Annotated in this window: 10 protein-coding genes; all 10 read left to right on the plus strand. The window is 72.2% G+C overall.

All coding sequences use genetic code 11. The features are described 5' to 3' along the window. The first annotated feature begins 343 nt into the window (after positions 1–343). The 10 genes from ACFYZQ_RS16770 to ACFYZQ_RS16815 all read left to right on the plus strand — a co-directional run bounded on the left by ACFYZQ_RS16770 (position 344) and on the right by ACFYZQ_RS16815 (position 13,782). Positions 344–1,198, plus strand: coding sequence for an amino acid ABC transporter permease (locus ACFYZQ_RS16770; RefSeq protein ID WP_389147535.1), 855 nt, complete (start codon positions 344–346; stop codon positions 1,196–1,198). Beyond that, positions 1,195–2,958, plus strand: coding sequence for an FAD/NAD(P)-binding protein (locus ACFYZQ_RS16775; protein WP_389147538.1), 1,764 nt, complete (start codon positions 1,195–1,197; stop codon positions 2,956–2,958). Before ACFYZQ_RS16770 ends, ACFYZQ_RS16775 begins: the two co-directional genes overlap by 4 nt. 37 nt (positions 2,959–2,995) lie before the next feature. Beyond that, the gene (locus ACFYZQ_RS16780; RefSeq protein ID WP_389147541.1) at positions 2,996–3,757 is read left to right on the plus strand and encodes an amino acid ABC transporter ATP-binding protein; all 762 of its coding nucleotides are present in this window, start codon (positions 2,996–2,998) and stop codon (positions 3,755–3,757) included. Between the two features lie 48 nt (positions 3,758–3,805). Then, positions 3,806–4,768 carry an LLM class flavin-dependent oxidoreductase gene (locus tag ACFYZQ_RS16785; RefSeq protein ID WP_389147544.1) on the plus strand — a complete coding sequence of 321 codons (963 nt, stop codon included), beginning with the start codon at positions 3,806–3,808 and terminating at the stop codon, positions 4,766–4,768. Positions 4,769–4,788: 20 nt separating this feature from the next. After that, positions 4,789–5,784, plus strand: a complete 996-nt coding sequence (locus ACFYZQ_RS16790) for an LLM class flavin-dependent oxidoreductase (RefSeq protein WP_389148459.1) — start codon at positions 4,789–4,791, stop codon at positions 5,782–5,784. A 43-nt stretch (positions 5,785–5,827) separates the two neighbouring features. Beyond that, entirely contained in the window at positions 5,828–6,610 is a 783-nt protein-coding gene (locus ACFYZQ_RS16795) for a DUF1684 domain-containing protein (RefSeq protein WP_389147547.1), read from the plus strand. 259 nt (positions 6,611–6,869) lie between these two features. After that, the gene (locus ACFYZQ_RS16800; RefSeq protein WP_389147550.1) at positions 6,870–7,769 is read left to right on the plus strand and encodes a S1 family peptidase; all 900 of its coding nucleotides are present in this window, start codon (positions 6,870–6,872) and stop codon (positions 7,767–7,769) included. 279 nt (positions 7,770–8,048) lie between these two features. Then, positions 8,049–9,128 (plus strand): S1 family peptidase, encoded by a 1,080-nt coding sequence (locus tag ACFYZQ_RS16805; RefSeq protein ID WP_389147553.1) that lies wholly within the window; start codon positions 8,049–8,051, stop codon positions 9,126–9,128. Positions 9,129–9,307: 179 nt separating this feature from the next. Continuing rightward, on the plus strand, positions 9,308–12,775 hold the full coding sequence (locus ACFYZQ_RS16810; RefSeq protein ID WP_389147556.1) for a DNA polymerase III subunit alpha: 3,468 nt from the start codon (positions 9,308–9,310) through the stop codon (positions 12,773–12,775). Further along, positions 12,772–13,782 (plus strand): hypothetical protein, encoded by a 1,011-nt coding sequence (locus ACFYZQ_RS16815; RefSeq protein ID WP_389147559.1) that lies wholly within the window; start codon positions 12,772–12,774, stop codon positions 13,780–13,782. The genes ACFYZQ_RS16810 and ACFYZQ_RS16815 overlap by 4 nt, the downstream gene beginning before the upstream one ends. Positions 13,783–13,799: the final 17 nt, after the last annotated feature.

The following is a 13,799-nucleotide window of genomic DNA, read 5'->3' on the forward strand; positions in this document are numbered from 1 at the left end:
AGGGTGATGGCGCGAAGGGGGAGAACGCGAAGGTGCCTGGCCTGATCAGGGAATCAGGGCGCGCAGTGGGTCAGCTCAACAGGAACAGGACCACACACGACCGAAGTCGATGTGGGAGCGGGTGACCAGCCACTGCTGTGGATGCATGGGCCAAGTGGAACAGGCATCCGGTTTCCCGTCAACCGACTTGAGACGTTCGGATCATAGTGTGGACACCCTTGACAGCGAGGGGAAACCGCCCCGTAGTCTCGGTGGACGGCCCTGCTGAGGGGCTCGGCCGTACGCGCCGCGAGGCGCTCCGTGTGAAGGCACCACCGTTCGACCTCTGTCACGGAGCCTTCGCATGTCTTCCGACACCCTTGCCAAAGTCCCCGCGCCGGAAATACCGGAGCAGGTGGACGCCCTTCGGATCGTTCCGCAGCGGCGGCTGGGCCAGTGGACCGCCGCCGTCGTCGTCCTCGCGCTGCTCGCCCTCGCGGTCAACTCCGTGCTGCGCAACGAGGCGTTCCAATGGGACGTCGTCGCGGACTGGTTCACCGCGGACTCCATCCTGCGCGGCCTGTGGCTCACCCTGTGGCTGACCGCCGTCGTGATGGTCCTGGGATTCGCCCTGGGCACCCTGCTCGCCGCGTTCCGGCTCTCCGCCAACCCTGTGCTGCGGGCCGTGAGCTGGGGCTACGTGTGGCTGTTCCGGTCGATCCCGATCCTGGTGCAGCTGCTGCTGTGGTTCAACATCGGGGCGCTGTACCCGCAGGTCCTCGGCGTGAAGACGGTCGACCTGCTCAGTCCGGTCGCCGTGGCGATCGTCGGCCTCACCCTGCACGAGGCCGCGTACGCCGCCGAGGTGGTCCGCGGCGGCATCCTGTCCGTCGACCGCGGCCAGATCGAGGCCGCGCAGGCGCTCGGCCTGAGCCGCCGGCGCCGCTGGTGGCGGATCGTGCTGCCACAGGCCATGCGCTCTATCGTGCCGCCCGCCGGGAACATGCTGATCGGCACCCTCAAGGGCACCTCCATCGTCAGCGTCATCGCCGTCAACGACCTGCTGTTCTCCGCCCAGTTGGTCTATCACCGCACCTACCAGGTCATCCCGCTGCTGATGGTGGCCACGATCTGGTACACCATCGTCACCTCGGTACTCAGCGCCGGTCAGTACTACGTGGAGAAGCACTACGCGCGCGGTTCGGAGCGCACCCGATGAGCGCCACCCGGCCGTCCCTCGTGATCGTCGGGGCCGGGCCGCGGGGGACCGGCCTGCTGGAGCGCATCGCCGCCAACGCGCCCGAGCTGTACGCCGGTACAGGTCTCGACATCCACCTCGTCGACCCGCATCCGCCGGGCGCCGGACGCATCTGGCGGGCGGCGCAGTCCCCGCTGCTGTGGATGAACTCGCACGCCGAGGACGTCACCATGTTCACCGACGAGACGGTGGAGATGGCCGGACCGGTGCGCGAGGGCCCCACCCTGCACGAGTGGGCGGGCCTGGACGGACGCACGTTCGCGGACCGCCGGATCCAGGGCGACTACCTCCGCTGGGTGTACGACCGGGCGGTGGCCGACCTGCCGCCGGGCGTCACCGTCCACCACCACTCCCGGCGCGCCCTGCGCGTCAGCGGCCCGCGCGAAGGCCGGCAGCAGGTGTGGCTGGAGGACAGCCCGAACCCGCTCACCGCCGACCTCGTCGTCCTCGCCCTCGGTCACCTCGACGCCGACCTCGACGCCGACCAGGCCGAACTGGCCGCGTACGCCCGCGAACACGGCCTCGTGCACCTCCCGCCCGACTACACCGCCGACAGCGACCTCACAGCGCTGCAGCCCGGCGCCCCCGTCCTCGTCCGCGGCTTCGGACTCGCCTTCGTCGACCTGATGGTGCTGCTCACCGAGGGACGCGGCGGGCGGTACGAGGGAGACGCCTACCTCCCCTCGGGAAAGGAACCCGTCCTCCACGTCGGCTCGCGACGCGGGGTCCCGTACCACTCGAAGATCGGCTACGACTGGACCGGCGAACGCCCCCCGCTGCCACGCTTCTTCGGACCCGCCGAGGTCGGAGAACTCCTCGCACGGCCCGACGGCTTCGACTTCCGGCGGGACGTGTGGCCGCTGGTGGAGAAGGAACTGGGCTTCGCGCACTACCACCGGCTGTTCACCGCCCACCCCGAGCGGACGGCGATCGCCTGGACCGTCTTCGAGGAGAAGTACGCGGCGGGGGACGCCGACGACCTGAAGGCCCTCGTCGCCTCCGCCGTGCCCGACCCCGCCGACCGGCTCGACCTCGACGCACTCGACCACCCCCTGCAAGGGGCGCGGTACGCGTCGCACGAGGAGTTCCAGAACGGGCTGCGGGAGTACGTCGAGGGCGACCTGAGCCGGCGGCACGACGCGCGGCACAGCCCCGACCTGGCTGTCTTCCTCGGGCTGCTCTCCGTCTACGGGCAACTGATCCGGCTCGGCTCCGTCGGCCCCTGGTGGCACGGGTTCTTCAGCTACCTCGCCTCCGGCCCGCCCGGGCCCCGGCTGCGCCAGATGCTCGCCCTGTCCCGGGCGGGCCTGCTGAAGTTCGTCGGCGCCGACATGACCGTCACCGCCGAGGACGGGGAGTTCCGGGCGTCCAGCCCCACCGTGCCCGGCTTCTCGGTCCGGGCCCGGGCGCTGGTCGAGGCACGACTGCCCGAGCCCACCGTCGGCCGGGCCCGCGACACCCTGCTGCGGGCGCTGCACGCCGACGGCGCCGCCGAAACCCGTGACGGACTGCTCCGGGTGGACCCCTCCGACGGGCGGATCCTCGACCGGTCCGGCCGGCCGCATCCCCGGCGCTTCGCCCTCGGCCCGTACACCGACGGACGTACCCCCGGCGCCTTCACCCGGCCCCGCACCGGCGGTCCCGCCTTCCGGCAGAACGACGCCACCGCCCGGGCCGCGCTGGCCTTCCTGCGAGACCTGACGTTCCAAGCCGCCGCGTGAACCGCCCCCGCCACAATTCCAGTAAGGGATCCACTCGATGAGCGTCATGGTCGACATCAGGTCCGTCCACAAGAGCTTCGGCCCGCTGGAGGTGCTCAAGGGCATCGACCTGCAGGTGCGCGCCGGCGAGGTCACCGTCGTCCTCGGCCCCTCCGGCTCCGGCAAGTCGACGCTGCTGCGCACCATCAACCACCTGGAGAAGGTGGACCGGGGTGTGATCAGCGTGGACGGCGCCCTGATCGGCTACCGGCGATCCGGCGACAAGCTGCATGAACTGCCCGAACGCGAGGTGCTCGGACAGCGCACCCGGATCGGTTTCGTCTTCCAGAACTTCAACCTCTTCCCGCACCTCACCGTGCTGGACAACGTCACCGAGGCGCCGGTGTCCGTGTTGAAGCGGCCCCGCAAGGAAGCCGTGGAGCACGCCCGTGGGCTGCTCGCCCGGGTGGGTCTCGCCGAGAAGGCCGACGCCTATCCCGGGCAACTCTCCGGCGGCCAACAGCAGCGTGTGGCCATCGCCCGCGCGCTCGCCCTGGAACCGAAACTGCTGCTCTTCGACGAACCGACCTCCGCGCTCGACCCCGAGCTGGTCGGTGAAGTCCTCGACGTCATCAAGGACCTGGCCCGCCAGGGCACCACGATGATCGTCGTCACGCACGAGATCGGCTTCGCCCGCGAGGTCGCCGACACCGTCGTCTTCATGGACGGCGGCCGGATCGTCGAGCAGGGCACACCCGCCGACGTACTCGACCGGCCACGGCACGAGCGGACACGGGCCTTCCTCTCCAAGGTCCTCTGAGCCACGGCCTCGCAAAGCCCCAAGGTCCCCGAGAAAGGGTTCCTCCCCATGAGCTCAACGTCCGGCCGGACGCTGCTGCACCTGGCCGCCGCCGTCGACCAGCCGTCGGCGTACGACGCCGGCTCCTACGTGGAGCTGGCCCGGCTCGCCGAGAGCGGCGGGCTCGACTTCGTCACGCTCGACGACACCTTCGCCCGCCCCGGGCCCGAGGCGCTCGCCGTGCTGTCCCGGGTGGCGCCCGCCACCCACCGGGTCGGCCTGGTCCCGACCGTCATGACCACGCACACCGAGCCCTCGCACGTGCGGGCCGCCGTCGCCACCCTCGACTGGGTCAGCCGCGGCCGGGCGGGCTGGCGGATCGGCGTCTCCACCACCGAGGGCGAGGCCCGTCTGTTCGGCCGCCGGCAAGCCGCCCCCGCCGATGAACTGTGGCGGGAGGCGGCCGACATGGCCGCAAGCCTGTGGGACAGCCGCATCGGGCCCCGGCCCCCGCAGGGCCACCCCGTCCACGTGGTCGACGCGACCGAGGGCCCCGCCCGGCCGGTCGCGGCGCGCTACGCCGACATGGCCCTGGTCCGCGGCGCCAACCCCGCACAGGTCGCCGCCGTACGCGACCGGCTGCGCAACGAGGCCGCCGCGTCCGGGCGGCACCCGGACGCCCTTCGGGTCCTGGTCAGCCTGATCGTCGACCTCGGCGACGGCGAGTACGCGGCCGAACCGGGCCACGGCGGGGGCGGCCCCCGGCAGACCGCGCAGGGCGCGCTGTACCGGGGCGGCCCGGTCGACCTCGCGGAGCTGATCGCGACCTGGCACGCGGAGGGCGTCGCCGACGGCTTCCACCTCGTCCCCGCCGAGCCGCGCCGTGACCTGGAGCGGCTCGTCAACGGCACCGTCGCGCTGCTCCAGCACCGCGGCCTGTTCCGCACCTTCTACCCGGGCAGCACGCTCCGCGAGCACCTGGGCCTCGCCCGTCCCGCCCACCAGTACGCCGTGACAGGGGGAGAGCGATGACCGTAGGGACCCGAAGACGCATGCACCTGGCGGCCCTCTCCCACTTCGACCCGCGCTCGACGCCGCGGATCGAGTTCTCCTCCTTCGAGCACCTGGCCCGCACCGCCGAGCGGGGCCTGTTCGACTTCCTCCTCCTCGCCGATGGGCCGCGGCCGCGCGAGCACAAGGGCCGTAGCCACGCCGCGGACGCGGTGGAGCGCCCCGAGTCGCTCACCGTGCTGAACGCCCTGGCCGCCGTCACCGAGCGGCTGGGGCTCGCCGCCACGGTCGACGCCACCCGCGACCACCCGTACGAACTCGCCCGCCGCCTCACCACCCTGGACCACCTCAGCGCAGGCCGGGCCGCCTGGAACCCGGTGACCTCATCGGACGCCTTCACCGGGGAGAACGGGGTCGCCGAGTTGGTCGCGGTGGCCCGGCAGTTGTGGGGCTCCTGGACCCCGGACGCGCTGTCCCGGCCGTTCGCGCACCGGGGCCGGCGCTTCGACATCGCGGGCGGGTGCACGGTGCCGCGCTCCCCGCAGGGGCATCCGGTGGTGATCCAGGCGGGGGACTCCGACGAGTGCCGGGAGTTCGCCGCGTCCACCGCTGACGTGATCTTCACCGGGCACGGGACCCCGGAGGCCGGGCGTTCCTTCTACGCCGACGTCAAGCGCCGCCTGGAGAAATACGGCCGCGCACCGGACGACCTGAAGATCATGCCGGGCGTCGCCGTCGTCCTCGGCGACACCGACGCCGAGGCGCAGGAGCGGGCCGCCGGGAGCAGAGCGCAGCAGGCGGGCCGTCAGTTCTTCGTCGGCACCCCGGAGACGGTGGCCACGGAACTGGAGGAGTTCGTACGACGGGGCTCCGCCGACGGGTTCGTCCTCGTCCCCCACGACACTTCCGGCGCACTGGACGATTTCGTGGACCGTGTCGTGCCGCTGCTGCAGAAGCGCGGTGCGTTCCGCAGGCGGTACGAGGGCCCCACGCTGCGCTCGCACCTCGGCCTGCCCGACCCGGTATCGAATGGCTGAACCCATAGGGAAGTGTTGATCAGCATATGGAAGGTTTGATCATATGACGACGGACGCATCCTCCGACTGGAGGCGGTGGCACGAGGACCGCGTGGACACGGTGTCCGCGCCCTACGGGCCGCTCGCGCTGACCGGCACGCACTGGATCGAGGACTATCCGGAGGGGCGACTTCCGGACATCCCCGGTCTCTGGGCCGTGGACGGCGACGAAGTGGTGCTCACCGCCACGGCGGCCGACGGCCTGACCGTGGACGGCCGGCCCTTCTCCGGCGGGACGCGCCTGACCGCCGACAGCGGGCCGGAGGAGTCGTCCAGGGTCGCGCTCGGCAAGCGGCGGCTGGTCGTGCTGGTGCGTGAGGGAGTCTGGGGAGTCCGGGACTACGACCCGGATGCCGAAGCCCGCCGAACGTTCCGGGGTATCGACGCCACCCCGTACGACCCGCGCTGGTCGGTACCGGGGCGCTTCACCCCCTACGACGGGACGCGCACCGTCCGGGTCGGTACCGCGGACGGGGTCGAGCGCGGGCTCGCCCTCGCCGGAGAGCTCGCCTTCGCCCTGGCCGGACGGGAGCTGACGCTCCGGGTGGCGCGGCAGGCGAGCGGGGTGCTGTGGGCGGTTTTCGCCGACGCCACCAGCGGCGACAGCAGTTACCGGTTCCGGTTCCTGTACCCGGCCGCTCCCGACGCCGACGGCCTGACCACCGTCGACTTCAACCGGGCCCTGCTGCCACCGTGCGCCTTCGCCGGCCACTTCATATGCCCGCTCCCGCCACCGGGGAACACGCTGGACGTCGCCGTCGAGGCGGGGGAGCGGAGACTTCTCTGAACCTTCCGGCTCCGATGCGGTCTGACAGGGTGCCAAACCGCACGAATCACATCGAGAACGCGCACAGTCGGTGCAGACCGCACACAGTCGCACGGCCGAAAGGGGCCCTTGCGCCTACCGGCCGTTCGATCGAATACTCCCCCACAGCGCTTGTCAGGGGCACGGCGTGTCCGGAATCCGCACGTTGACACTCCCTGGCTGCGCCTCACGGGCCCCGACCCCACGCGGGCCCCCGACTTCCCCTGGGAGGGAACGAAACGTGAGGATCAAGCGCAACATCCCCCGCGGCCCCATCGCCAGACGGACCCGGCTGACCGCCGTGGCCGGCGCACTGGTGGCCGCAGCCGCGTTCGCCGTCCCCACCGCGAACGCGAGTGACGCCCAGACCTTCAGCTCCGCCCAGCTCAGCACGGTGAGCAGCTCCGTGCTCAAGGCTGACGTCCCCGGCACTGCCTGGGCGGTCGACAGCAAGACCAACCGGGTCGTCGTCACCGTCGACAGCACCGTGTCGCCGGCCGAGATCGCCAAGATCAAGCGGCAGGCCGGCGCCGACTCCGGTGCCATCAGCATCAAGCACACCCCCGGCACGTTCAAGAAGCTGATCAGCGGCGGCGACGCCATCTACGGCGGCTCCTACCGCTGCTCGCTCGGTTTCAACGTGCACAAGGGGAGCACCTACTACTTCCTGACCGCCGGGCACTGCGGTGAGGTCGCCTCCACCTGGTACAGCAACTCCAGTCACAGCACGGTGCTGGGCACGAACGTGAGCTACAGCTTCCCGGGCAACGACTACGCGCTGGTCAAGTACACCAACTCCTCGATCGCGCACCCGAGCGCGGTCGGCAGCCAGACCATCTCCAGCGCGGCCACCCCGTCCGTGGGCACCACCGTGTACCGCCGGGGCTCCACCACCGGGACCCACAGCGGCCGGGTCACCGCGCTGAACGCCACGGTGAACTACGGCAGTGGTGACGTCGTCTCCGGTCTGATCCAGACCACGGTGTGCGCCGAGGGTGGCGACAGCGGTGGCCCGCTGTACGGCGGTTCCGTCGCCTACGGTCTGACCTCCGGCGGCAGCGGTGACTGCAGCTCCGGCGGTACGACCTTCTTCCAGCCGGTCACCGAGGCGCTGAGCGCGTACGGCGTGAGCGTCGGCTGACGATCCCTCCGGGCCGGTTCCGGCTGAGCCCCCGCGCGCGAACCCGCGTGCGGGGGCTTTTGGTGTTTGCGTCGCGTTTGCGTTGCGTCGCACTGCGAATGCCCCGGAGTGGCCGCGGACGGTCTGGCGCCAAGGGGCGTGCGGCGCCTCCGTGCGCGCGTCCCGAAGTCGACCTTGTGTGCTCCCTGCGCGGTTCGGAAAAGTGAGCGGCCGTGAACCGGCCTTCAGGTCCGCGAGTTCTCCACGACTCCCGGGCCGACCCCCGCAGGAGGACGTGAGTTGAAGCATCGACGCATACCCGCGCGGCGGGCGGCCGTGGCAGGCGTGGGTATCGCCGCACTGTTCGCCGTCGGCGGCACCTTCCAGAGTGCGAACGCCGGCGAGCCCCCGAAGACCGCGGCGCCGCAGATCCTCTCGGCCCCGGCGGCCGGAGAACTCGCCACCTCGCTCGTGGACCACCTCGGCGCCTCCGCGGCGGGCACCTACTACGACGCGAAGGCGAAGAGCCTCGTCGTGAACGTGCTGGACGAGAGCGCCGCGAAGACCGTCGAGGCTGCCGGGGCCAAGGCCAGAATCGTGGCGAACTCCCTGGCCGAACTCGACCGCGCCCGGACGGTGCTGCGGCAGGACGCCACCATCCCCGGCACCGCGTGGGCCACCGACCCGGTCAGCGACAAGGTCGTCGTCACGGCCGACAGGACGGTCTCCGGAGCGGAGTGGGCCAGACTCACCGAGGTGGTCGACGGGCTCGGCGGCGCGGCCGAGGTCAAGCGCAGCGCGGGGAGGTTCGAGCCCTTCCTCGCGGGTGGCGACGCGATCACCGGCTCGGGCGGGCGCTGCTCGCTCGGCTTCAACGTGGTCAAGGACGGCCGGCCGTACTTCCTGACCGCCGGGCACTGCACCGAGGCCGTCTCCAGTTGGTCGGACTCCTTGGGAAACGTGATCGGGAAGAACGCGCGGTCCAGCTTCCCGGGCAACGACTACGGCCTGGTCCGGTACACCTCGGGCGCCGGCCGTCCGAGCGAGGTCGACCTCCACGACGGCTCCGCCCGGCGGATCACCGGCGCGGCCGAGGCCACCGTCGGCATGAAGGTCACCCGCAGCGGCTCGACCACCGGGGTGCACTTCGGCACGGTCACCGGCCTGAACGCCACCGTGAACTACTCGGAGGGCACGGTCGGCGGCCTGATCCAGACCGATGTGTGCGCCGAGCCCGGTGACAGCGGCGGCCCGCTCTTCTCGGGCAGCAGTGCGATCGGCCTGACCTCCGGCGGCAGGGGTGACTGCGCCCTGGGCGGTGAGACGTTCTTCCAGCCGGTCACGGAGGCCCTGTCGGCGACGGGCGCCAGGATCGGCTGACCCGCCGAACCCGGCAGCCGGACAGTCCCGTCCTGAGAGGGCTGGACTGCCGCGTTTGCGCAGGTGGACGTACCCGAACGCATGTCGCACGCATGTTCGGGGATGGGGGTATGGTGGGGGTGAGAGTAGGGAACTGATGTTCGAGAGCCGTTCGGGGCTCATGAGAGCGGGAGGTGCGTGTGCCGGGTTTCACGCATCTGCACACCGTCTCCGGGTTCTCCCTGCGCTACGGCGCCTCACACCCGGAGCGGCTGGCCGAGCGTGCCTCCGAACGCGGTATGGACGCCCTCGCCCTCACCGACCGCGACACCCTCGCCGGTGCGGTCCGCTTCGCCAAGGCCTGTGCCGGGGCCGGTGTCCGTCCGCTGTTCGGGGTGGAGCTGGCGGTGGAGGGACCGGAGGGGCGGGGCGACGCCGCGCGCCGGGACGCGGCCGCCTCGACGGAGCGGCGGCGTACCCCCGTCCGCGGCGGCGCCTTCATCGACGAGTCGACACCCCGCGTGACCTTCCTCGCCCGGGACGGGGCCCGTGGCTGGGCAGACCTGTGCCGGTTGGTCACCGCCGCCCACACCGCCGAGGGCGTCCCGCTGCTGCCCTGGCCCGACAACCACGGCGACGGCCTGACCGTCCTGCTCGGGCCCGCTTCCGACGTCGGCCGCGCCCTCGCCGCGGGCCGCCCCGACCGGGCCGCGAAACTCCTCGTGCCCTGGCGGGAGGCCCACGGTGACGCCCTGCGCATGGAGGCCGTCTGGCACGGCCGCAAGGGCACCGGCCCCGGCTCCCTGCGACTGGCCGCCCGCACCGTCGGCTTCGCCGCCGAGCAGGGGATCCGACCGGTGCTCAGCAACGCCGTCCGGTACGCCGACCCCGGCCTGGGCCCGGTCGCCGACGTCCTGGACGCCGCCCGCCGCCTGGTCCCCGTCGACCCCGCCAAGGAGCTGGACTCCGGTGAGGCCTGGCTGAAGGACGCGGAGGCGATGCTGCGGGTGGCCGAGCGGGTGGTGGAGGCCGCGGGCTACCGGCGCGACACCGCCCACCGCCTGCTGGAGCAGACCCGGGCGACGGCCGCGGAGTGCCTGGTCGACCCCGAGGACGACCTCGGCATCGGCACCGTCCACTTCCCCGAGGCGCACCTGGTCGGCGCCGGCCGGCGCACCGCCCAGCGGACGCTGGCCTCGCGGGCGGCGGCGGGGATGGTGCTGCGCGGCTACTCCGGCGACCGCGCCTACTGGGAGCGGATGCACCGGGAGCTGGACATCATCGCCCACCACGGCTTCGCCTCGTACTTCCTGACCGTCGCCCAAGTAATCGACGACGTAAGGGAGATGGGCATCCGGGTGGCCGCGCGGGGCTCCGGCGCGGGCAGTCTCGTCAACCATCTGCTCGGCATCGCGCACGCCGACCCGATCGAGCACGGGCTGCTGATGGAGCGCTTCCTGTCCAAGGAGCGGGTCGTGCTGCCCGACATCGACATCGACGTGGAGTCCGCGCGCCGTCTGGAGGTCTACCGGGCCATCATCGACCGGTTCGGCACCGAGCGGGTCGCGACGGTCGCCATGCCGGAGACGTACCGGGTCCGCCACGCGATCCGTGACGTGGGCGCGGCCCTTTCCATGGACCCCGCCGAGATCGACCGCGTCGCCAAGTCCTTCCCGCACATCCGGGCACGCGACGCCCGCGCGGCCCTGGAGGAACTGCCCGAGCTGAGGGAACTCGCGGGGGAGAAGGAGCGGTACGGGAGGCTTTGGGAGCTGGTCGAGGCCCTCGACGCCCTCCCGCGCGGAGTCGCCATGCACCCCTGCGGAGTGCTCCTGTCCGACGCCTCCCTGCTGGCCCGTACGCCGGTCATGCCGACCAGTGGTGAGGGCTTCCCCATGTCGCAGTTCGACAAGGACGACGTGGAGGACCTCGGCCTGCTCAAGCTGGACGTGCTGGGCGTACGGATGCAGTCGGCGATGGCGCACGCGGTCGCGGAGGTGAAGCGGGCGACGGGCACGGAGGTGGACCTGGACGGCCTGCCGCCCGGCGACCCGGCGACGTACCAGCTCATCCGCTCCACCGAGACGCTCGGCTGCTTCCAGATCGAGTCGCCGGGCCAGCGGGACCTGGTGGGGCGCCTGCAGCCGGCCACTTTCCACGATCTCGTCGTCGACATCTCCCTCTTCCGGCCCGGCCCGGTCGCCGCCGACATGGTGCGGCCGTTCATCGAGGCCAGGCACGGGCGGGCGCCGGTGCGGTATCCGCACCCGGATCTGGAGGGGCCGCTGAAGGAGACGTACGGCGTCGTCGTCTTCCACGAGCAGATCATCGACATCGTCGACATCATGACCGGCTGCGGGCGCGGCGAGGCGGACCGGGTGCGGCGCGGGCTGTCGGACCCGGAGTCGCAGGGGCGGATCAGGTTCTGGTTCGCGCAGCACGCGGCGGCGAACGGCTATGACACGGAAACGATTCAGCGGACCTGGGAGATCATCGAGGCCTTCGGCTCCTACGGCTTCTGCAAGGCGCACGCGGTCGCCTTCGCCGTGCCGACGTACCAGTCCGCGTGGCTGAAGGCGCACCACCCGGCCGCCTTCTACGCGGGGTTGCTCACGCACGACCCCGGGATGTACCCCAAGCGGCTGCTGCTCGCCGACGCGCGGCGGCGCGGGGTTCCGGTGCTGCCGCTGGATGTGAACGTGTCGGGGGTCGCACACAGGATCGAACTGGTGTCTGAATCTGACCTGGTGTCTGAATCTGACGTGGTGTGGGGGCTGCGGCTCGCCCTTTCCGACGTGCACGGCATCAGCGAGGCCGAGGCGGGGCGGATCGCCGACGGGCAGCCGTACGCCTCGCTGCTGGACTTCTGGGAGCGGGCCCGGCCCAGCCGGCCGCTCGCTGGGCGGCTGGCCCAGGTCGGCGCGCTGGACGCCTTCGGCGCCAACCGCCGCGACCTGCAACTGCACCTGTCCGAACTGCACCGGGGCGCCCGGGGCGCGGGCGGTGGCCAGCTCCCCCTGGCCGGCGGGCGCCGGACCGCCCCGGCCGGGTTGCCCGACCTCACCTCGCAGGAGCGGCTCAGCGCCGAGCTGGGCGTGCTGTCCATGGACGCCTCACGCAATCTGATGGACGACCACCGGGAGTTCCTCGACGAGCTCGGCGTGATGTCCGCACGCCGGCTGCGCACGGCCCGGCACGGCGAGACGGTACTGGTCGCGGGTGCCAAGGCGGCCACCCAGACCCCGCCGATCCGGTCCGGCAAGCGGGTCGTCTTCACCACGCTGGACGACGGCACGGGCCTGGTCGACCTGGCCTTCTTCGACGACTCCCACGACGCCTGCGCGCACACCGTCTTCCACTCCTGGCTGCTGCTGGTGCGCGGGGTGGTGCAGCGGCGCGGTCCGCGCAGCCTCAGTGTGGTGGGCTCCGCGGCCTGGAACCTCGCCGAGCTGGTCGAACTGCGTGCCGAGGGCGGCCTCGACGAGGTGGCGGCGAGGCTGGCGGAGCCCGTGCCGCACGGCAGGCCGAACGGTGATCCGGGGGCCGGCCGGACGATCCGCATGCCCACGGGGTACGAGATGCACCCCTGGGCCGATCTGCGTCCCGCGGGCGAGGGCCCGGCGGGTGGGAAGAAGTTGTGGCACCAGAGTCCGGGGAGTGCGGGATGACCATTCTCTGCGTACGTTTCCAGCTGCCGCCGACGCATGAGGCGGCCCTGCCCGGGCTGCTCGGGCTGCTGCAGGAGTTCACCCCGGTCGTCGAGGCGCTGCCGCCGGACGGGGCGCTGGCCGATCTGCGGGGCGCGGAACGCTACTTCGGGCGCAGCGCGGTCGAACTGGCGGCAGTGATCAGGGTCCGCGCCCTCGCGCTGCACGGCGTCGACTGCGCGATCGGCGCCGGGCCGGGCCCGCTGCTGGCCCGCATGGCGCTGCGCGAGGCACGGCCCGGGACGACCCGTGCCGTGCCCGAGGACCCCGACGTCATCAGGGAGTTCCTCGCCGACCGCCCCGTTACCGCGCTCCCGGGTGTCGGCACCGCCACCGCCCGCACCCTGTGCGACTACGGCCTCGACACCCTGGGCCGGGTCGCCGCGGCCCCCCTGTCCACGCTCCAGCGCCTGGTGGGCGCGAAGACGGGCCGCGAACTGCACGAGAAGGCGAACGGGATCGACCGCGGCCGGGTCGTCCCGAACGCCGTCTCCCACCCCCACTCTCGGCTTCGCTCGAGCGGGGGGACCCCCGTCCTCGCCGCCGAACGCCCCTTCGACCTCGACGAACTGGACCCGGACCGCCACCGCAGGGCACTGCTGTCCGCCGCCGAGGAACTGGGCGCCCGGCTGCGCACCCTGGAGAAGGTCTGCCGCACCCTGACCCTCACCGTGCGCTACGCCGACCGCAGCTCGACGACCCGCAGCCGCACCCTGCAGGAGCCGACCGCGCACTCCGCGGCGCTGACCAGGACGGCGTACGCCATGTACGAGGCCCTCGGCCTCCAGCGCGCCCGGGTCCGCGCCCTCGCCCTGCGCGCCGAGGGACTCACCCCCGCCGACCAGGCCTCCCACCAGCTCACCTTCGACCCCGTGGACGAGAAGGCCCGCCGCATCGAGGAGGTCGCGGACCGCGCGCGGGCGAAGTTCGGACCACGAGCGGTGATGCCGGGACGGCTGGCCGCGTAGGCACCTTCGGCCCGATG

It is taken from the genome of Streptomyces sp. NPDC001843 (assembly GCF_042891955.1).
Classification (GTDB): domain Bacteria; phylum Actinomycetota; class Actinomycetes; order Streptomycetales; family Streptomycetaceae; genus Streptomyces.